The 18,249-nt window shown below is 57.9% G+C and carries 26 protein-coding genes and 1 pseudogene; 17 read left to right on the forward strand and 10 right to left on the reverse strand.

What is annotated here, in order from left to right:
• The first annotated feature begins 17 nt into the window (after positions 1-17).
• The 9 genes from soxX to FNL56_RS09555 all read left to right on the forward strand — a co-directional run bounded on the left by soxX (position 18) and on the right by FNL56_RS09555 (position 5,656).
• Positions 18-389: a sulfur oxidation c-type cytochrome SoxX gene (soxX, locus tag FNL56_RS09515; protein ID WP_143577747.1), complete on the forward strand. Its 372-nt coding sequence runs from the start codon at positions 18-20 to the stop codon at positions 387-389.
• 23 nt (positions 390-412) lie between these two features.
• Positions 413-910, forward strand: a complete 498-nt coding sequence (soxY, locus tag FNL56_RS09520; RefSeq protein WP_143577748.1) for a thiosulfate oxidation carrier protein SoxY — start codon at positions 413-415, stop codon at positions 908-910.
• An 11-nt stretch (positions 911-921) separates the two neighbouring features.
• Complete coding sequence (soxZ, locus tag FNL56_RS09525; protein WP_143577749.1) at positions 922-1,233, forward strand: thiosulfate oxidation carrier complex protein SoxZ; 312 nt, start codon at positions 922-924, stop codon at positions 1,231-1,233.
• Between the two features lie 62 nt (positions 1,234-1,295).
• Positions 1,296-2,108: a sulfur oxidation c-type cytochrome SoxA gene (soxA, locus tag FNL56_RS09530; RefSeq protein WP_246661657.1), complete on the forward strand. Its 813-nt coding sequence runs from the start codon at positions 1,296-1,298 to the stop codon at positions 2,106-2,108.
• A 10-nt stretch (positions 2,109-2,118) separates the two neighbouring features.
• Positions 2,119-2,433, forward strand: a complete 315-nt coding sequence (locus tag FNL56_RS09535; RefSeq protein WP_143577751.1) for a hypothetical protein — start codon at positions 2,119-2,121, stop codon at positions 2,431-2,433.
• A gap of 23 nt (positions 2,434-2,456) precedes the next feature.
• The gene (gene soxB, locus FNL56_RS09540) at positions 2,457-4,205 is read left to right on the forward strand and encodes a thiosulfohydrolase SoxB (protein WP_143581961.1); all 1,749 of its coding nucleotides are present in this window, start codon (positions 2,457-2,459) and stop codon (positions 4,203-4,205) included.
• A complete protein-coding gene (locus tag FNL56_RS09545) occupies positions 4,202-4,681 on the forward strand; it encodes a DsrE family protein (protein WP_441351279.1) in 480 nt (159 codons plus the stop codon). The genes soxB and FNL56_RS09545 overlap by 4 nt, the downstream gene beginning before the upstream one ends.
• A gap of 13 nt (positions 4,682-4,694) precedes the next feature.
• Positions 4,695-5,147 (forward strand): DsrE family protein, encoded by a 453-nt coding sequence (locus tag FNL56_RS09550; protein ID WP_143577753.1) that lies wholly within the window; start codon positions 4,695-4,697, stop codon positions 5,145-5,147.
• Positions 5,148-5,155: 8 nt separating this feature from the next.
• On the forward strand, positions 5,156-5,656 hold the full coding sequence (locus tag FNL56_RS09555) for a GlcG/HbpS family heme-binding protein (RefSeq protein WP_168204708.1): 501 nt from the start codon (positions 5,156-5,158) through the stop codon (positions 5,654-5,656).
• A 74-nt stretch (positions 5,657-5,730) separates the two neighbouring features.
• Here FNL56_RS09555 and FNL56_RS09560 read toward each other — a convergent pair whose 3' ends face one another.
• Positions 5,731-6,096, reverse strand: coding sequence for a rhodanese-like domain-containing protein (locus FNL56_RS09560; RefSeq protein WP_441351280.1), 366 nt, complete (start codon positions 6,094-6,096; stop codon positions 5,731-5,733).
• A 211-nt stretch (positions 6,097-6,307) separates the two neighbouring features.
• Complete coding sequence (locus tag FNL56_RS09565) at positions 6,308-6,931, reverse strand: class I SAM-dependent methyltransferase (RefSeq protein ID WP_143578578.1); 624 nt, start codon at positions 6,929-6,931, stop codon at positions 6,308-6,310.
• A gap of 226 nt (positions 6,932-7,157) precedes the next feature.
• Here FNL56_RS09565 and FNL56_RS09570 point away from each other — a divergent pair, with 226 nt between their 5' ends.
• Positions 7,158-7,973 carry a class I SAM-dependent methyltransferase gene (locus FNL56_RS09570; protein WP_143577755.1) on the forward strand — a complete coding sequence of 272 codons (816 nt, stop codon included), beginning with the start codon at positions 7,158-7,160 and terminating at the stop codon, positions 7,971-7,973.
• 216 nt (positions 7,974-8,189) lie between these two features.
• The gene (locus FNL56_RS09575; RefSeq protein ID WP_143577756.1) at positions 8,190-8,615 is read left to right on the forward strand and encodes a GFA family protein; all 426 of its coding nucleotides are present in this window, start codon (positions 8,190-8,192) and stop codon (positions 8,613-8,615) included.
• Positions 8,616-8,755: 140 nt separating this feature from the next.
• Here the strand turns inward: FNL56_RS09575 and FNL56_RS09580 are convergent, their stop codons facing one another.
• The 4 genes from FNL56_RS09580 to FNL56_RS09595 all read right to left on the reverse strand — a co-directional run bounded on the left by FNL56_RS09580 (position 8,756) and on the right by FNL56_RS09595 (position 11,961).
• Positions 8,756-9,016, reverse strand: a complete 261-nt coding sequence (locus FNL56_RS09580; protein ID WP_143581962.1) for a hypothetical protein — start codon at positions 9,014-9,016, stop codon at positions 8,756-8,758.
• Positions 9,017-9,248: 232 nt separating this feature from the next.
• On the reverse strand, positions 9,249-10,058 hold the full coding sequence (gene istB, locus FNL56_RS09585) for an IS21-like element helper ATPase IstB (protein WP_143581761.1): 810 nt from the start codon (positions 10,056-10,058) through the stop codon (positions 9,249-9,251).
• Entirely contained in the window at positions 10,055-11,563 is a 1,509-nt protein-coding gene (gene istA, locus FNL56_RS09590) for an IS21 family transposase (protein ID WP_143581963.1), read from the reverse strand. The genes istB and istA overlap by 4 nt, the downstream gene beginning before the upstream one ends.
• 143 nt (positions 11,564-11,706) lie before the next feature.
• Positions 11,707-11,961, reverse strand: coding sequence for a hypothetical protein (locus tag FNL56_RS09595; protein WP_143581964.1), 255 nt, complete (start codon positions 11,959-11,961; stop codon positions 11,707-11,709).
• A gap of 344 nt (positions 11,962-12,305) precedes the next feature.
• On the opposite strand from FNL56_RS09595, the pseudogene FNL56_RS09605 reads away from it, so the two are divergent.
• A pseudogene (locus tag FNL56_RS09605) lies at positions 12,306-12,937 on the forward strand (IS5 family transposase); the annotation flags it as partial.
• 213 nt (positions 12,938-13,150) lie between these two features.
• Here FNL56_RS09605 and FNL56_RS09610 read toward each other — a convergent pair.
• The 3 genes from FNL56_RS09610 to FNL56_RS09620 form a co-directional block, all read right to left on the reverse strand.
• Positions 13,151-13,426 carry a hypothetical protein gene (locus tag FNL56_RS09610; RefSeq protein ID WP_143577759.1) on the reverse strand — a complete coding sequence of 92 codons (276 nt, stop codon included), beginning with the start codon at positions 13,424-13,426 and terminating at the stop codon, positions 13,151-13,153.
• A 96-nt stretch (positions 13,427-13,522) separates the two neighbouring features.
• Positions 13,523-14,308 carry a polyphosphate kinase 2 gene (gene ppk2 / locus FNL56_RS09615; protein WP_143577760.1) on the reverse strand — a complete coding sequence of 262 codons (786 nt, stop codon included), beginning with the start codon at positions 14,306-14,308 and terminating at the stop codon, positions 13,523-13,525.
• 26 nt (positions 14,309-14,334) lie between these two features.
• Entirely contained in the window at positions 14,335-15,060 is a 726-nt protein-coding gene (locus FNL56_RS09620) for a Bax inhibitor-1/YccA family protein (RefSeq protein WP_143577761.1), read from the reverse strand.
• 211 nt (positions 15,061-15,271) lie between these two features.
• On the opposite strand from FNL56_RS09620, the gene FNL56_RS09625 reads away from it, so the two are divergent.
• Positions 15,272-15,745, forward strand: coding sequence for a CHAD domain-containing protein (locus tag FNL56_RS09625; RefSeq protein WP_143581965.1), 474 nt, complete (start codon positions 15,272-15,274; stop codon positions 15,743-15,745).
• A gap of 68 nt (positions 15,746-15,813) precedes the next feature.
• Entirely contained in the window at positions 15,814-16,638 is an 825-nt protein-coding gene (locus FNL56_RS09630; protein WP_143577461.1) for an IS5 family transposase, read from the forward strand.
• Positions 16,639-16,640: 2 nt separating this feature from the next.
• Here the strand turns inward: FNL56_RS09630 and FNL56_RS09635 are convergent, their stop codons facing one another.
• The gene (locus FNL56_RS09635) at positions 16,641-16,976 is read right to left on the reverse strand and encodes a YHS domain-containing protein (RefSeq protein ID WP_143581966.1); all 336 of its coding nucleotides are present in this window, start codon (positions 16,974-16,976) and stop codon (positions 16,641-16,643) included.
• Between the two features lie 53 nt (positions 16,977-17,029).
• On the opposite strand from FNL56_RS09635, the gene FNL56_RS09640 reads away from it, so the two are divergent.
• The 3 genes from FNL56_RS09640 (at position 17,030) to FNL56_RS28350 (ending at position 18,247) form a co-directional block, all read left to right on the forward strand.
• Positions 17,030-17,305 carry a metal-sensitive transcriptional regulator gene (locus tag FNL56_RS09640; RefSeq protein WP_143571943.1) on the forward strand — a complete coding sequence of 92 codons (276 nt, stop codon included), beginning with the start codon at positions 17,030-17,032 and terminating at the stop codon, positions 17,303-17,305.
• A gap of 92 nt (positions 17,306-17,397) precedes the next feature.
• The gene (locus FNL56_RS09645; RefSeq protein ID WP_143581828.1) at positions 17,398-17,877 is read left to right on the forward strand and encodes a hypothetical protein; all 480 of its coding nucleotides are present in this window, start codon (positions 17,398-17,400) and stop codon (positions 17,875-17,877) included.
• 76 nt (positions 17,878-17,953) lie between these two features.
• On the forward strand, positions 17,954-18,247 hold the full coding sequence (locus FNL56_RS28350; RefSeq protein WP_143581829.1) for a hypothetical protein: 294 nt from the start codon (positions 17,954-17,956) through the stop codon (positions 18,245-18,247).
• Positions 18,248-18,249 lie beyond the last annotated feature (2 nt).

The following is an 18,249-nucleotide window of genomic DNA, read 5'->3' on the forward strand; positions in this document are numbered from 1 at the left end:
GTCGCACGGAGAGGCGCATGCAAAACGTCCGATCGATCGTCTGCGCGGCCATCGGTGGCGCATCGCTGCTTCTTGCAGTGTGCCTCAATGCGCAGGCGCAGTCGCCCAAGCCCGATGGAAACGTATTGGACGGTAAAACGCTCGCCTTTGACCGCGGCAAGGGCAATTGCCTATCTTGCCACGACATCAAGGGCGGCGATCTGCCGGGCACCATCGGTCCCCAGCTCAACGGCATGAAGGATCGCTTTCCGGATCGCAGCGAACTGATCGGGATCGTGACCGACGAAACGAAACGTAATCCGCAGACGGTTATGCCGCCGTTCGGGCGCAACCTGATTCTCAACGACAAAGAAATTTCGGCGATCGTCGATTTCCTTTATACGCTTTGACAAATACCTCAGGAGCAATCGGAATGAACATTCCACATCACTCATATCATCACCCGTCGCGGCGACGGGTTCTGAATGGCTTTGCAATCGCAGGCCTGCTCGGCGTCGGTCTCAACACACTGCGTTCGATCGGCGCATTTGCCGCCGACGCCGCTGGATGGCCGGTCGAGGCGTTCAAGCAAAAGACCGAGGCCGATGCTCTGAAGTCGCTGTTCGGCAAGAGCGCGGAAGCCTCCGACAAGGTCAAGCTCGACGCTCCGGAGATTGCGGAAAATGGCGCAGTTGTGCCGATCAGCATCAGCACCTCGCTTCCCAACGTGACCTCGATCTCCGTGCTGGTGCATGAAAACCCTTACGCACTGGCGGCGTCCTACAAAATTCCGGAAGGCACGATTCCAGCGGTTTCCAACCGGCTGAAAATGGCCAAGACCAGCAATGTGGTGGCCATCGTCGAATCGGACGGCAAGCTTTACAGCGCGTCCAAGGAAGTAAAAGTCACCGTTGGCGGTTGCGGCGGTTAGGGGGATAAAACATGGCATCTTCAATTCGCGTACGCGCCATCGCCGGCGCAGACACCACGGAAGTTCAGGCGCTGATCCAGCATCCAATGGATTCGGGCTTCGTGAAGGACGCGCAGGGCGTTCTGATTCCGCCGCATCACATCGAAACGGTTCAGTTCGAGGCGGGCGGCAAGACCGTGTTCACAGTGCTCTGGGGACCTGCGGTCTCGAAGGACCCTTTCGTCAAATTTAGCTTCAAGGGTGCGAAGAAGGGTGATGATCTCAAGATCACTTGGGTCGACAACAAAGGTGCGACCGATACGACGACTGCAAAGATCCAGTAGCCGCGTCGAACATAAGGGAGGAAAACAGGATGGCGCGTAAGTTCGCATGCCTTGTGACGGTGATGAGCCTTCTCGGCGCCCCGTCGTCGTGGGCCGTTGAAGCGCCATCTCCGGATAAGGATTTCAAGGCGTTTCGGGAATATTTCACCAAAAAGTTTCCAAAAGTCGCCCTCGATGACTTCGTCAATGGTCCCTATTCGATGAACGAGGATATGCGGAAGCAGTGGGTCGAGAAAGAGGACTTCCCGCCCTACGATTTCGCGCTCGATCGGGGCAAAGAGCTGTTTGAGGCGCCATTCAAGAATGGAAAGACCTTTGCAGACTGCTTCCCGGACAAGGGAATCGGCATTCGCCAGAACTATCCGTATTTCGATGAAAAAGCCGACGAAGTCGTCACACTAGAGTCGGCCGTGAATGGCTGTCTCGCGCAAAATGGCGAGAAACCCTATTCGTACGTCAAAGACGATATGGCTGCCGTAACGGCCTATATGGCATACACATCGCGCGGCAAACCGTTTGACATCAAGATGCCGAGCACCCCCCACGCTCTCGCAGCTTATGAAGACGGAAAGCAGTATTTCTACCAGCGCCGTGGTCAGCTCAATTTTTCCTGCGCAAGCTGCCATGTGCAAAGTCCCGGCGAGCGAATCCGCGCCGAAGTGCTGGCACCGGCGCTCGGCATTCTCAATGCAATGCCTATCTATCGGTCAGAGTGGGGCGGAATGGGCACCACCAGCCGAAGGCTAACCTCCTGCAACAGCCAGGTGCGCGCGACGCCGCTGGAGCCCAATGATCCCACCTACCGTAATCTCGAATATTACCTGTCTTACATGAGCAATGGCCTGCCGATATCCGGCCCGGGCGCTCGCCCCTAGGAGGTCAAGAATGCACCGTCTTGCCAAGATTGCGGTCTGTCCTCTCATCCTGAGTGCGCTGGTGTCTCCGGTTCGCGCGGCGCCGCCTGCCGACGACTTCAAGGCAGCTCTCGCTTCGGCGGAGGCTGCCAACGGAAAAGCTGGAGAACTCAAGAACCAATGGACGACGACCGGCGCAGCGCTGTCTGCGGCAAAGAAAGCGGCCGACGGTGGCGATTATGCAAATGGCACTCAGCTCGCAATCGAAGCGGAAGCGCTGGCCAAGGCCTCGATCGCCCAGGTCGAGCGCGAACGCACGCTCTGGAAAGAATCCGAGCTTCACTGATCTGTCGCTTCTGAAAGGTTGAGATGTTGCTGCATCGACGGAATTTCATGAAACTGGCCATGGCGGCCCCCGCCATTGCCGGCTTCCCTCGCTTCGGTGCTGCAGCGGAAGGCACGTCGATTTACGACCTTGCACCGTTCGGAAACGCGCGGCTGCTGCATATCACCGATACCCATGCGCAGTTGCTCCCGGTTCAGTTTCGTGAGCCGAGCGTTAATATCGGCGTCGGCGCGATGCGGGGACGGCCGCCGCACCTGGTCGGCGACCAGTTTCTAAAACAGTTCGGCATTGCGGCAGGCAGCGCCGAGGCTTACGCCTTCACCTTTCTCGACTTCGAGCAGCAGGCTGGTCGGTACGGCAGACTGGGCGGCTTCGCTCATCTCAAGACTCTGATCGATATGCTGCGCGCCTCGGCGCCCTCCGGACGTTCGTTGCTGGTCGATGGCGGCGACCTGTGGCAGGGCAGCGGTCTGACCAATCTCTCGAAGGGCGCTGATATGGTCGAAGCCGCGAATTTGCTCGGCATCTCGGCGATGACCGGGCATTTCGAGTTCACTTACGGTGAAGACATCCTTCGAAAAAACCTTGGTAACTTCAAAGGCGAATTTCTGGCCCAAAATGTCTTCTTGACCGAGGAGGCTGCCTTCAACGATGCCAAGGCATTTGATCCGGCATCCGGACGGGTTTTCAAGCCTTACATCATCAACGAAATGGGCGACTATCGCGTCGCGATTGTCGGGCAGGCATTTCCCTATGTCCCGATTGCCCATCCAAAGCGCTTCGTGCCGGACTGGACGTTCGGAATTCGGGACGACGAATTGCAGAAGGTCGTCAACCAGCTCCGCGACGTCGAAAAAGTGGATGCCGTCGTGCTGCTGTCGCACAATGGCATGGATGTCGACCTCAAGCTGGCGAGCCGCGTGAGCGGCATCGATATTATTTTGGGCGGTCACACCCACGACGCGGTGCCGCAACCGGTCAGCGTCGCCAATGCCGTCGGGAGCACCCTGGTGTCAAACGCCGGTTCGAATGGCAAGTTCGTTGCCGTGATCGACCTCGATCTCAAGAAGGGGGGCGTCAAGGATCTGCGCTACCGGCTGCTTCCCGTGTTCAGCGACCGGTTGAAGGCCGACCCGGAGATGAACGCCTTGATCGAGCGGGTCCGAGCGCCGCACGCCGGGATGCTCGATGAAAAATTGGCGACGGCAGATCGGCTGCTGTATCGCCGCGGCAACTTCAACGGCACCATGGATCAGCTGATCTGCGATGCGCTGCGCCAGCAGCTCGACGCCGAAATTGCGCTGTCGCCCGGCTTCCGTTGGGGAACCAGCGTGCTTCCCGGACAGCCCATCACCATGCAGGACATTCTTTCGGAAACCGCCATCACCTATCCTGAAGCTTATGTGCAGTCGATGACCGGCGAGCAGCTCAAGACGATCATGGAAGACGTCTGTGACAACCTGTTCAATCTTGATCCCTACTATCAACAGGGCGGCGACATGGTGAGGCTTGGCGGCATGTCCTATGCGTGCGCGCCGAACGAGACGATCGGGAAGCGGATCAGCGGCCTCACACTTGCCGACGGCCGCGCCATCGAGACCGACAAATCGTATCGCGTCGCCGGTTGGGCCTCGGTCAACGGGCAAACCGGATCCCCGGTTTGGGAAACCGTCGCCGATTACCTGCGCGGCTCGAAGCGCACGGCGCCGACAAAGGGAAGCGGCGCGGAGATCGTCGGTATTGAAGGCAACCCCGGGATTGCGGGGCCATGATGGAGGCTTTCCCTGTCGTTGCTCGCCGTTTCATGGCCGTGCTTGGCTTTGCGGCCGCCATGCTCACGGGCCACACGGCGAGCGCCCAGGTCGTTGCCGCGCCCCCGCCTGAAAAGGCATTTGCGGATCATCATCTGGCGCTACAGCTGTCCGACAACGATCCAAAGAAGCAGGCCATTATTATCAGCATCGCCTACAATATGCTCAAGGTTTACGGACCCGATCAGATCGCGATCGAGGTCGTCACATTCGGGCCTGGCATCGACTTGCTGAAAGCCGACAACGCGAACCGGCAACGGATCGACAGTCTGGTTGATCAGGGCGTTCGCTTCGACGTGTGCGGCAACACGCTGGATACCATCGAGCGGGAAACCGGCCAGCGACCTCAGCTCAATCCGAACGCCGTCGAGGTGGTCGCGGGCGTGGCAAAATTACTCGAACTCGCCGAGACCAAATACACGATTGTCCGTCCCTGAAAGGAGACACGATATGCATATCGTTTCAAAGTTGCTTGCCGCTGGCGCGATTCTCGCCGCGACTCTGTCATCAAGTTTCGCGGCCGACGGCAAGGCGCATCGCGTGACAATCCAGGTCGATCAAAACGATCCCGCGGTGATGAACCTCGCCTTGAACAACGTCACCAATATCGTCGATGAGTACAAGGCGAAAGGTGAAGACGTTCAGGTCGAACTCGTGGCCTATGGGCCGGGGTTGCACATGTTGCGTGACGACACGTCGCCGGTGAAAGACCGCCTGAAACAGATTTCCGCGCTGAGCTTTCCCTCGCAGATCAAGTTTTCGGCCTGCAACAATACCAAGCAAGGCATGGAAAAGGCCGAGGGACACCCGATCACGATCGTCTCCCCGGCAAGCCTGGTGCCGTCGGGAGCCGTGCGGCTGATGGAATTACAGGAAGACGGCTGGAGCTACCTGAAGCCGTGACAACATTGATGCACATTCGGGGCCTGGCAATAGCGATCTGTTTCGTGGTCAGCTGCGGCGTAGCGAGCGCTGCCGATGAGACGACCGTCACATATAAGTCGCTGGCGCCGGATCTGGCGTTGGAGGCCGCCAAGGCTGCGCTGGACCAATGCCGGACGGACGGCTTCCAAGTATCGGTTGCAGTTGTTGACCGATTCGGCGAACCGCAGGTGCTGTTGCGGGACCGCTTCGCCGGCCTGCCGGCTTCGCGCACCGCCACCGACAAGGCGTGGACCGCGCTCGGATTCCGCGCCAACACGTCGGATCTGTCGAAAGCGATTCAGAACGGCTCCCTCGACGCCCGATTGACCAGTTTGCCGCGGGTGACCATGCTCGGTGGGGCGCTGATCATCGAAGCCGGCGGCACGCTACTTGGTGCCATCGGGGTCTCCGGAGCGCCTGGAGGCGACAAGGACGAAAAGTGCGCGAGATCCGGCCTTGACGCCATCCGGGACAAGCTTGATTTCTAGACCAGACAAAAAGTGCCGCTCAGCGGCGGCAGCTTGCCGATGCATTGTTCGCAATCGAACTGAAGCGGTTCGGGTCAACCTTCTTTCGCTTGCAGAAGAGCTGGGAACCCACCTGCAACGTGGGCGACGTTGGTTACGCCCATGTCTTTCAGTGCCTTAGCCGCCAATGCCGAGCGGCCGCCCGATGCACAAAACAGAATGAATTGCTTATCGGCGGCAAGCTTCGGATTATGCGATGGACTCTGCGGGTCAACTTGGAATTCGAGAAGCCCTCGAGGCACGTGGACTGCGCCGGGGAATGTTCCCCTTTCGACCTCTGCCGGCTCGCGCAGATCGATGAAAACAACATTGTGGTCGGCAGCGAGTTTGACGGCGTCGGCTGCTGTTAAAGTAGCCACCTGCGTGTTTGCTTCGCGTACCAGGTCTTTTGCGGTCTTCATAAGAATAATCCTTTCAAGGTAGCGGTGATTTGGACCATTCGATCTGCAGAGCAGCTACGTACGTGTCCATGGAATAATTAGGGCGTGAACCCATAAACTTGGAGCGGTCGAGGACGTCCGCTTTGGTGCCGATTACGGAATCATGTCGGACATGGCCCCATGTCCAAAAAGTGCCAACACCAGACCTTGCATGCACCCGACGTACTCCGGCTCAAGAGCAATGGCGAAACACACTGAATTGGAACGATTGCTCTGTGCCCCAAGGCGTCGCATGAGCATGCCGACGAGCATCAACCAGCTGGAACGATTGCCCGAGGGTCTCGCCAAGGCTTGCAGGATCGTAGCGCACTACGGATAGTCCACTGCATCGTTCCGGCCCGTCAAGCGCGAACGTTGCAATGATAGCGTATCCTCCAACCTTCAACGCGCGCTCAAGACGCGCAACATATGCAGCACGATCACGGTCCTCGGTGAGAAAGTGAAAAGCTGCCCGATCATGCCAGATGTCATACGCTTTTATCGGCTCCCAAACTGTAGCGTCCGCGACGATCCATTGAACCTGTGCAGCCCCAATCCCAAGGCGGGCTTTAGCTGCCTCTAGTGCCGCATCGGATAGGTCAAGAACAGTGACATCTTCAAAGTCCCGATCAATGAGATTGTCGACCAGACGAGAAGCACCTCCACCGATGTCGACAATAGCCGAAGCCGCGGTCGCGCCGACTTGCTTAATCATCTCAATCGACAAAGCCGGGTTTTCCTGAAACCAACTCACTTCGCTTTCACTCTTGTGTGTGTAGACGCCCTCCCAATGGGCTTGACGACTCTCATTTAGCATTATTTCTTCCTCCGCCCGTTCACCCACGGTCATAATTACGGGTTTGCAAAGCGCGCCACAGCGCCCGGCATCCGCAAATTGATGACAGACTTTTGCATCGCAACAAATCACCGTCTTATCGCTGGATCAGGTCCTGCCCCTCGAGTAATCTAGCTAACAGCTGACAAACCGTTGGGCCAATCGCTCAGACGAGGCGGTTGTTCCGTAGTAGAGGGAGAACGTTCTCATGAATAATCCGAACAAAGCACTTTGGGAAAAAGGTGACTTTACTCGCATTGCGGCGAGCATGCGGGAGAGCGGAGATGCGTTCGTCCAGAGCCTTGAAATTGCAAAGGGTCTCAAGGTTCTTGATCTTGGATGCGGCGATGGAACGACAGCATTGCCCGAGGCAAAGCTCGGAGCAGAAGTGTTGGGCGTCGATATCGCAACGAACCTCGTTGAGGCTGGGAGCAAACGTGCCAAGGAGGCAGGTCTCACGAACTGTAAATTTCAAGAAGGCGACGCGTCCAACCTGCACGAGTTGAAAGATAAGACTTTTGACCTCGTTGTAAGCATGTTTGGAGCTATGTTTGCGCCAAAGCCGTTTGACGTAGCGCAGGAGATGGTCCGCGTGACCCGCCCCGGAGGGCGCATAGTTATGGGCAACTGGATCCCCGGCGATCCTACTTTGGTGGCGCAAATCCTAAAGATAAGCGCCTCTTATTCGCCACCTCCGCCGGAAGGTTTCATTAGCCCTGTAACGTGGGGGATCGAGGATAATGTGATTGAGCGATTTGCCAAAGCAGGGGTTCCGAAAGAAAGAATATCCTTTGCCAGAGATACGTATGCATTCAATTTTCCTGGCGCACCTTCAGCGTTGCTTGAGGCATTCAGAAAATACTATGGCCCGACCATGAACGCCTTCGAAGCCGCAGAAAAAAACGGCAAAGCCAATGATTTGCAGATAGAGCTGGAAGATCTATTCAACAGTCAAAATAAAAGCCCCAGCAAGGATGCTACCTCGATCCCTGCGACATTCCTGCGCGTTACCGTCACGCCTTAATTAGACGATTGCAGGCGACTTCGACCGGTGATTTACGCAGCCTCATAAATGTCTGCCGCACAGGGCCCGATGTCCGCTTGGCGTCATCAGCCGAAATCGGTGGGCTTTATGAGATCATCTTCGGAGCCGGTATCGGTGACCTGACGCTCGGAGCGCGACTGTTGGCAGTTGCTAAAATTCAGCTTACGTTCGTCGGAACAATGGAGGCTAACAGTAATGGCAACATATTCCGGTGAATGTTTTTGCGGTGCGGTTCAGGTGGAGGTCTCCGGGGAGCCGGAAGCCATGGGTTATTGTCATTGCCGATCATGCCGTTCGTGGTCAGGTGGTCCGGTCAATGCCTTCACTCTCTGGAAACCAGATGCCGTGAAGATCACTGCCGGGGCAGAGCATGTTGGCATGTTTCAGAAGATGCCGGTGAGCCAGCGCCAATACTGCAAGAAGTGCGGGGGCCATCTAATGACCAATCACCCTCCGCTGGGACTGGTGGACGTATTCTCGGCCACACTGCCTACGCTCAAATACACCCCGGGCGTCCACGTGAACTATGCCGAGACTGTGCTTCCCATGAAAGACGGTCTCCCAAAGTTTAAGGATTTTCCGGGCGAGTTCGGTGGATCGGGCGAGCAGATAGCCGAGTAGTGGCGGGCCGATAATCGGTCAAAAGCCTTCAAAGCCTCGAACCGCGACTTCCGTTTACATGCGGAAGCAGACACAACCCGGACATGACCGAACGGCACCTCATGACCGAAATGTTGGCCTGAGAGACAGGCGAGCGAACGTTAATTGGAACGGACGACCTCGGTAGGCCGGCTTTTTTCAGTCTTGACGGACGACGGCTTGGCCGCGACGTCGGAAGACATCGAAGCTGGCTGTCCCCCATGGGTGGTCGTCATCCTGGGCGCATCCACCACCAAGCTGTCCAGTTCCATCTGCGGGCTCGGCTTGATGACGGGTTCTTTAGGCAGATCCTCGGATGGTTCGTACCAAGGCGATTTCTCGACTGCCCCACCTTCAAGCGCTTGCGCCATCAATTGACCCATCTCCGGACCCGTCAGCGGGACGAGGGTGCCGGACTCGTTCCTGTAGAGTTGAGGGCAGAAATACAGGGCATGGATACGCGGGTCGTATCCATCTGTAGCGCGTCAATCTGGATGGGAAGCGCGACAATCAGGATGGCAATTTAGCGGTCGCGGCGTGGGGATGATTGTCGCGGCCTGACGATAACGCAAGCGATAATCGCGTGCTGTAGAGTTGATTGTCATGGAGCGACAATCAGGATGACGCTTTGATTGTCGCGCGCGTTGGCGGTCGTCCGGCTCCACGAGCCTTGTCGAGAGCCTCTTTCCGGCGATAGCTGTCGACATTCATTTCGAGGATCGTGGCGTGATGGACGAGGCGGTCGATCGCCGCGAGGGTCATAGCTTGATCCGGGAAGATTTTTCCCCATTCACCGAATGGCTGATTGGCGGTGATCAGCATCGAGCGGCGTTCGTAGCGAGCGCTGATCAACTCGAACAGAACGCTGGTCTCCGCTTGATCCTTGGTCACATAGGCCAGATCGTCGAGGATCAGCAGGTGATATTTGTCGAGTTTGGCGATCGCCGCTTCAAGCGTGAGATCGCGGCGCGCGATCTGGAGCTTTTGCACGAGATCGGTGGTTCTGGTGAACAACACGCGCCAACCGTTTTCGATCAGGGCCATGCCGAGCGCCGCTGCCAGATGCGATTTGCCGCCGCCAGGGGGACCAAAACACAACAGATTGGCGCCCTTGTCGAGCCAGGCGTCACCGGCGGCGAGAGCCTGCACCTGCGCCTTTGAGATCATCGGCACGGCATCGAAGTCGAATGCAGCGAGGGTCTTGCCCGGCGGCAGGCGGGCTTCATCCAGATGACGCTCGAAGCGACGACGGTTTCGCTCCACCATCTCCTGTTCAGCCAGGGCCGCCAGGAAGCGGGCGGCGGGCCAGCCTTCCTTATCGGCGGTTTCCGCCAGGGCGGCCCAGATCAGCTTGATGCCGGGCAGACGCAGTTCGCTGAGCAGCAATTCGACACGGGCGGCGTCGATCTTGACGGTCGCGTTCATGCGGCTTCTCCCACAGCCGCGGCAATCTGGTCGTAGATAGCGAGCGAGGGCAGCGTGACGACGACGACCGGTAGTGCCATGCCCTTCGGTCGGAAGCGTTCGATCAGCGCCTTGAGATCCGGCAGGATGCCGTCGTCGAGCGTGGCTTGCAGCACGGCACCGAGCTCCGCCTCGCAGGCCCGTTCATGTGCGAGCGCCAGAAGCCCGACCATCGCACGGCAGGCTGGTCTTTCGCCAATGCCGGCGAGCAAGGCGTCGAACGCACGGGCGTAGACGCGGCGGGGGAACAACTGGTCGCGATAGACCAGATTGAGCAGCGCCATCGGTTTGCGGCGCAGCGAATGGATGACATGGCGATAGTCGATGACGTGGCCGTGTTTGCCGTTGGGCTGGGTTCGCCCGCGTCGCAAGGTGATGATGTGCGTGGCGCCCTGGAAGCATTCGAGCCGGTCGTCATAAAGACGTACGCGCAGCCGGTGACCGATCAGGCGGGATGGGACCGAGTAAAACACCTTGCGCAACGTGAAGGCGCTGGAGGTCGTGACGTCGACGTTGACCTCCTCATAATCGGCGGTCTTGCGCACCGGCAGTTTCTTCAGCGCCGTCCGCTCCTGATCGATGCGCTTGGCATTGCGCGCGTTGCCGCGGCCAACGATCTCGTCGACAAAACCACGCCATGCCGGAAGATCGTCGAAGTCGCGAGAGGCACGCAGCAGCAGGGCATCGGCCAGCGCTCTCTTGAGATGGCCATGCGCACTTTCGATCGAGCCGTTCTCATGCGACACGCCGGGATTGTTGCGGGTCGGCGTCATGCCGTAATGACTGCAGAACGCCTCGTAGCGCGTCGTCAAATCCTCCTTGGCTTCAGCGCCGAGATTGCGGAACGCGGCTGACAGGCTGTCGCTGCGGTGCTGCTCCGGCACCCCGCCCAGCGACCACAGCGCGTTCTGCAAGCCTTCCGCCAGCGCGACAAAACTTTCGCCACCGAGTACGACATGGGCGTGTTCGAAGCCGGAGAAAGGCAGCCGGAAGTGATAGAGCCGGCAGTCCAGCAACTGGCCTGCAATGGTGACGCCGAGATCGGCAACCTCGGTGAAGTCCGACAACCCCATGCGGCCCGGCGGATGTTCCTGACGGAAGATCACCTCCCGATCCGGCCCGTTCACCGCCCGCCATGCCCGAATGCGCCGCTCGAGCGTCCGCCGCGTTCCAGAACCCAGTTCCGGATGCCGCCGGCATAGTTCCTCGAACACGGCGATCGGCCGTAAGCCTGGGGCGGCGTTCAGCATCGGGAGGATGTCGTTCTCCCAAAGATCGGCAAATGGATCAGCGCGGCGGCGTTCGCGGGGCGACTTCTTCTGGGTGGGAAGTCGGGGATCCTTTTCGAACCGGTAGGCGGCGGAGGTGCTGAAACCAGCCTTTGCAGCGGCGACGGCTGGCGAATGGTTGCGACGCAAGCTCATGAAAAGCCTCATTTGTTGATCGGTGACATGCCGGCCGGCCAAAGCACTGGTCCTCTCGAAGGAGAAACACGATCTTTGACCAGCCGCCGTTACCGCCAATGAGGCCCGTTCGGGCGACACGCCGCTGCTGGGGTGCCTCCGGTCGGGCTACGCCCTCCCTTCGTCACCCCAGCAGCGGCGCATTCTCATCCTGATTGTCGCGGGATTCCCATCTTGATTGTCGCGCGGCATCCATCAACCACAAGGAAGTAGGTCGTCTTCCCGAACAGCTTCCGCTTTCTGACCAGCTTCCGTTCCTGCGTGGTCATCGCAACACGAAGTTTATCGCGGGTCTGACCGACAATGGTGGATGCTTCCAGTAGAATAATCCAATCCCGCGTGTGAGCGTTATCCGGATGGATCGGAACAAGCGAGCTTTTTCGTCGATCATTCATGGTCATGCCGACAAACTAAGCCACGGAGCATTCGAAAGACAAGTAAGAAATCGGATTCTCGGACGACCTGCACTGTATGTCGGGCGACAACCCGCTAACCGCGGCCGACAAAAACGACACTATCCATCGTCATGCCTCGCAATTGCGAATCGGCAAGCCATTTGACCCCCGACTGGAGTGGGCCCCTCGGGGTGGACAGGTTGGCTTTCAGAAATTGACCGGGCAGCCGGGCTTTCAGAGGATGAAGGTCCATGGCAAAGCATCGAACCCACAGCGTCGAGTTCAAGCGGCAAGTGTCACAGTGACCTGCCTCTGAACTTTCATCCAGTTGCGATTAGAGCCTCGGCATCAGAAACGGACTTCGCTGGCGCGATGCGCCGCATGAGTATGGCCCCCATAAGACGATCTATAATCGGTTTGTGCGCTGGAGCCGTCTCGGCGTCTTCAACAAGATCTTCGCTGAATTAGCTCGCAAGGCTGGCAAGCCAGCCCGCCTAATGATCGATGCGACCCATCTAAAAGCACACCGCACCGCCGCAAGTCTTTTAAAAAAGGGCCTGTTCCCCGACGTATCGGCCGCACGAAAGGCGGATTGAACTCGAAGCTGCATGCCGTCTGCGATGGTCAGGGACGGCCGGTCATCATGCTGCTCAGCGAAGGCCAGATGAGCGATTACAAAGGTGCGGCCTTGATAATCGATGCACTGCCGCAGGCCAGGGAGTTGCTCGGCGACAAAGGGTACGATGCCGACTGGTTGCGACAGGCTCTTGCCGAGCGCGGGATCAAAGCCTGCATTCCGTCCAGATCAAATCGAAAAACGCCGATCGAGCATGATCGTGTCCTCTATCGCCAGCGCCACAAGATCGAGAACATGTTCGGCAGGCTCAAAGACTGGCGACGTATCCACACCCGTTACGACCGATGCGCTCACACATTCATGTCCGCCATCTGCATCGCTGCCACCGTCATCTTTTGGCTCTGATCAATGAGTCCTGACCCTAAGGCGCGTTGTTGCCGCAATCTAAGTGCGTGGTCAAAACTGATACATCCGGCAACCCTCCGATTCCGATCGCTGAAGCAGAACGGCAACCGGTGCCTCACACCTGCCGATACGACGATTGGTTTAACTAGGAGTCCCTACTACACTAAGACGCCCGCCGGCTCGATCCGGCGGGTCTTTTTCGAACACGTCCGATTACATGCCGGACTTCATCATCGACATTTTTGAACCCATCATCATTTTTTTCATTGTCATACGGCATCCGCGCGTGCCGTCTTTGGCCATCCCGGTGTTAATCATCGCCAAATGCTTGTTCATCTCCCACTTCTTCGGGCCATCTGGCATTCCGCCGATCATCGTAGTCATTTTTGACATATCAGCGTCGGAGCATGACATCATTCCTGCGGATGCAGGGCTGAAAGCAAGAACGGCGGTAGCCAAGACGGTCAAGGAAACTATTGCGTATTTCATTGTGAACCTCATTAGAGAAAATCGGTGGAATTGCCCGCATCGATACAATTAACTCACCTAGATATAGTTCCAACTAGATGAGAATTTCACAGCGCTTCATGCCGCGAGCAGCCCGGCCAGCGCCTCATCGTATGGAAAAACGACGTCGAGATCCGGCACCGCCAGATGCTTGTCGGTCTGCGGGCAGGCCAAACGCGCAAGCAAGTCTCGAATGACGTTCAAGTGCGCAGTGTGCTTATTGTCTGCCCGAACCACGATCCAGGGTGACAGCGGGCTTGAGGTTCGCGCCAAGATTTGATCCCGCGCCTCAGTGTAGTCATCCCAATGTTTCAACGCGACGTCATCGATTGGACTTGTCTTCCACTGCTTGAGCGGGTCATGCCGCCGGTCCCTAAGTCGCCGCTTCTGTTCTTTCTTGCTGATGTCGAGGTAGTATTTCAGAATCTGGATTCCGGCCCCGATTAGCATGTGCTCGAAGGGAAGGACATCTTCCAAGAAGCGCTCATACTCCCGGTTAGTGCAGAATTTCATCACCCGCTCTACACCCGCCCGATTGTACCAGCTTCGATTGAAGAGAACCAATTCCTGGGCAGCGGGCAAATGCGACACATAGCGCTGAAAGTACCAGGAGGTGCTGTCCCGGTCAGTTGGCTTGCCAAGAGCCACAACGCGGGTTTCCCGTGGGCTGAGGTGCTCGACGATCCGCTTGATCGTCCCGTCCTTTCCACTTGCGTCACGCCCTTCGAATATCACCAGCACCTTGTGGTCGTGCTTGATGACGTGCTTTTGAATCTTGACGAGTTCAATCTGGAGCTCGCGTAACTCTGCCTCGTATCGTCCGTGGCCACTTTTCTTGTGACGCGTCTTTATGGTTTTCGCCATTTCAGTTCACGATGCCTCAAGAGTATTTATTGACGTCGATTGCCAGTGAGCTGCAGCAGGAGGATAAACAAGTTGAGGAAGTCGAGGTAAAGGGTAAGCGCGCCCATGATGGTCTTCTTCCCGGCGGTGACGGAATCATCACTCTCCAGGTAGATGTTCTTGATGCGCTGCGTGTCGTAGGCGGTCAGCCCGACGAACACGACAACTCCGATCACTGAGATCGCGAATTGCAGAGCCGATGACGCCAGAAACATGTTCACCAGGCTGGCGATGATGATTCCGAAAAGCCCCATTAACAGGAACGAACCAACGCGGGAAAGATCTGTTCGCGTCGTGTAGCCATAAAGGCTCATGGCGAGGAAGGTTGCCGCGGTGATGAAGAAAGTGCGAGCGATACTGACGCCGGTATAGGCCAGGACGAGCCCCGCAAGAGACAGGCCCACGAGAGCGGCATAGGCCCAAAAGGAAGCCTGTGCGGTGCCGAGGCTCATCTTCTCGATGCGGAAGCTCAAAAAGAATACCAGCGCCAGCGGCGCCAGCACGACGCCCCAGAAGAGCACCGGCATCTGCACCAGCGAGGTGTAAAGGCCTGTTTCGGCCGCGCCATAGGCAACAAGCCCGGTAAGTACCAAGCCCGATCCCATGTAGTTGTAGACGCTCAGCAGAAATTGCCGCAAACCGGCGTCTATCTGCGCTCGCAAAGGCTTTGGACTCGAAAGCTCCGTTACATGGGTCGCGTGATCGTCGGTCATTGATGTTTCTCCTGCTCTCAAAGGCGCGGGCCCAGATGCTGAAACAGATCAACCCCGCGTCATCCGACCCGTTTGCAAACATACTGTGGCGCAGAACGCTCAGGCTTAATCTATATCAATGTTTGCCTGAGCCATTTCGCCTAAAGAAGATTCTCTGCAACCGTGCGGCGTCTGCAAGTGAGGGCTGGAACTTATCGCTCGCGGAGGCGGTATGCTCTGGGCAGGTTCAGCCGGCTTGTTGCAAGGCCAGGGGCTGCAGCAAACAAACTCGGATTACCCGACAATAAAGTTAGAAATAGAAATGAACCGCGGTTCATCGGCCAACTTGTTGTTGCCGGCCGACGGCCTCGACCGCGTAGAGGTCCGTGGCGCGCCCACCAAATCTGGGCGTAGCGACGCGTTGGTGGGCGGCGAGGAGCCGAGTTCATTCAAGGCCGAGCAAATCGAATTAAAGCCCGAAATGCCGGCCGCTGAGGCTTTCCAGACTGTTGCTCGTGCCTGTATCCGGCAATTTCGTCTCAATGAGCCCATGCTTATAGCGCGCCGGTCAGTGGAGCCGCTGCATCAGGCGCGTGTGGCAATGCGGCGACTGCGGTCAGCGCTATCGCTATTCAAACCCGTTGTGGCGGATCAAGAATACGAACGTTTCAAACGCGGCTTGCGCGATCTCTCAGAGGCTGACTGAAAAAGAAGCTGAGTGATTTCAGCCAGTTGTGATTCCTTCGGATTTGCGAAGATTCGAGGGAGAGCACGATGGTCTGGACTGAAATCACCCGCCGACACTATAGGCGGGCGAGCTTGCGATATGAAAGCGATACGACGGATGCCGAGTGGTTTGTGATGGAGCCGCTTCTGCCGCCTGCTTCGGCGCTCGGTCGCCCGCGTGCGACAGATATGCGAACGGTGATGGATGCGATCCTGTATATTGCGTCGACCGGCTGCCAATGGCGGCAGTTGCCCAAGGATTTCCCGCCCTACTCGACGGTGCAGGGCTATTTCTACGCGTGGTCGCGCGGCGGACTGTTTGCGTCGCTGAACTACACGCTCGTGATGGCCTCGCGCGAGGCGGCTGGCCGAGAGGCGAGCCCAACGGCCGGAGTGATTGACAGCCAGTCGGTGAAAACCACGGAAAGCGGCGGCCCCCGGGGCTATGATGCAGGTAAGAAAATCAAGGGCCGCAAGCGCCACATCGTCACCGACACGCAAGGAAACTTGGTCGGGCTGGTCGTGCACGAAGCCAGCATTCAGGACCGTGATGGTGCCCCGTGCGTTCTTGCTTCGATACGTTATCGCTATCCGTGGCTGCGCCATATTTTTGCCGATGGTGGCTATGCCGGAGATAAGCTGCGTCAAGCTTTGAAGCGCATCGGCAATTGGACGATAGAAATCATAAAACGATCCGACAGGGAGCAGGGCTTCGAAATCCTACCGCGCCGATGGGTCGTCGAACGAACGTTCGGATGGCTCGGTCGCTGCCGCAGATTGGCAAAGGACTTCGAGACCACAATCGCCAGCGCCGTTGCCTGGGCGTTCGTCGCTCACATTCGCGTCCTTATAAGACGGCTTGCAAAAGCCTGAAATCAAACGAATTCATTATGAGTCAGACTCTTAGATAAGAAGCTCTCCGGAGCAGCCGCGAACTTCGTTCGGCAGCCAGCGGAACAGAAGTGATAAGTTTCGCCGCTGTGCTCGAACCGGTGTTCGCTCGACGTCGGATCGACGGTCATGCCGCAGACGGGGTCTATCGTCTTGCGCCCGGCTTCGGGGACTTGGTCGTGATCCTCATGGCCGTGGGATTTGCCATTGGCGGAACCTCCGCAGCAAGACGCTGCCGAAACCGACTCTTCAGGCGTCGCCGGAGCCTTCGATGAACACCCACAACCCCCGTGCGAATTTGCTTTCTGCGTCTCGGTCATCTAAATCTCCCTCACGACTTGAAACCCATACCTTGTAGGGGTATATGGGCCTCATGCAGGATGACATTAAGGTTTCCGTGAAAAAACGCCTCGGCCGGATCGAGGGACAGGTCCGTGGGCTGTCGAAGATGGTCGAAGAGGATCGCTATTGCATCGACGTCGTGACGCAGATCTCGGCTGTCCGAGCCGCGTTGCGACGCGTTGAAGAAGAGGTACTTAAAGACCATGTCTCGCATTGCGTGGAACATGCCATCGCGAGCGGCGACAAGGCCGATCAGCGCCAGAAGATCGCCGAACTGATGGCCGTGGTCGGACGAGCGGAACGATGACGCTGAGTTCGAGTTTCAGCTTTGCGGAATTCTTATCGACGGCTATGGTACGGGTATGGACTCGCCGAGAAATCGAAAGCAACCGATTCTAAATGCTCGTTAGGCTCAACAGGATCAAACGGACGAAGGCAGGGTGGTTCGTCGCCCTGGTCTATCTTCTGTGCGTGCTGGCGCCGACGATCTCATACGCCCTGCCCGGCGAGCATTCCGTCGCTCCATGCCTGACCCACGATGGCCATATGTCCGGCATGATGCGAGTGCACAGCGATGCGCCGGCACGGCACGTTCATTCCGACGGCCACGTTCACGAACACGCCGCAGCCCATCATGTAGTCGATGTAGATGGCGACCACATTCCGACGAAAATAGGGTCGAACGGCAAGCAGGTCCCCGAAAACGCTCCCCACTCGCCCGACGGACAGTGCTGCGGGCTCATGTGCGTCTCCGCGCTTCCGGCGACGCTGATCGATATCGCGACACCTTCGGTCCCGACGGCCATTTGCCAGTTCGAGGGGTACCGCAAGGTTACCGATAACGCTCCCCATAGGCTTTATCGTCCCCCCATTTCCTGACCTGACCTAGTCGACGGGGTGCTGCGCCTGAGAGGGCGTGGACGCCTATGGTCCATCGTCATTTCAGGGAAGCACAATGTCTGCGCAGTTTGGGGCGAGACTCGCCGCCGTTCATTCGGTGGTTGAGAATCTATATTCCATCAGGTTTAGGACTATCGCTGGTTTGGCCGCTGCGGCCCTCGCTCTGGGGGGCTGCCTGCCGACGACAGTGCCCTTGGCCGGAGCCGATCCGGCAGATCCATCGGCGAGAGTCGCGGGCGTCGGCTATCGTTCGACCGTCGCTCCCTACACCCGCCTTCGTCCTGTCGCTCCGTCGTCGTGGAGGGAGCAGAACGACCGTGCCGCTCCCGCGCCGAAATCAGGCCAGTAGGA

This window comes from Tardiphaga sp. vice304 (genome assembly GCF_007018905.1).
GTDB lineage: Bacteria > Pseudomonadota > Alphaproteobacteria > Rhizobiales > Xanthobacteraceae > Tardiphaga.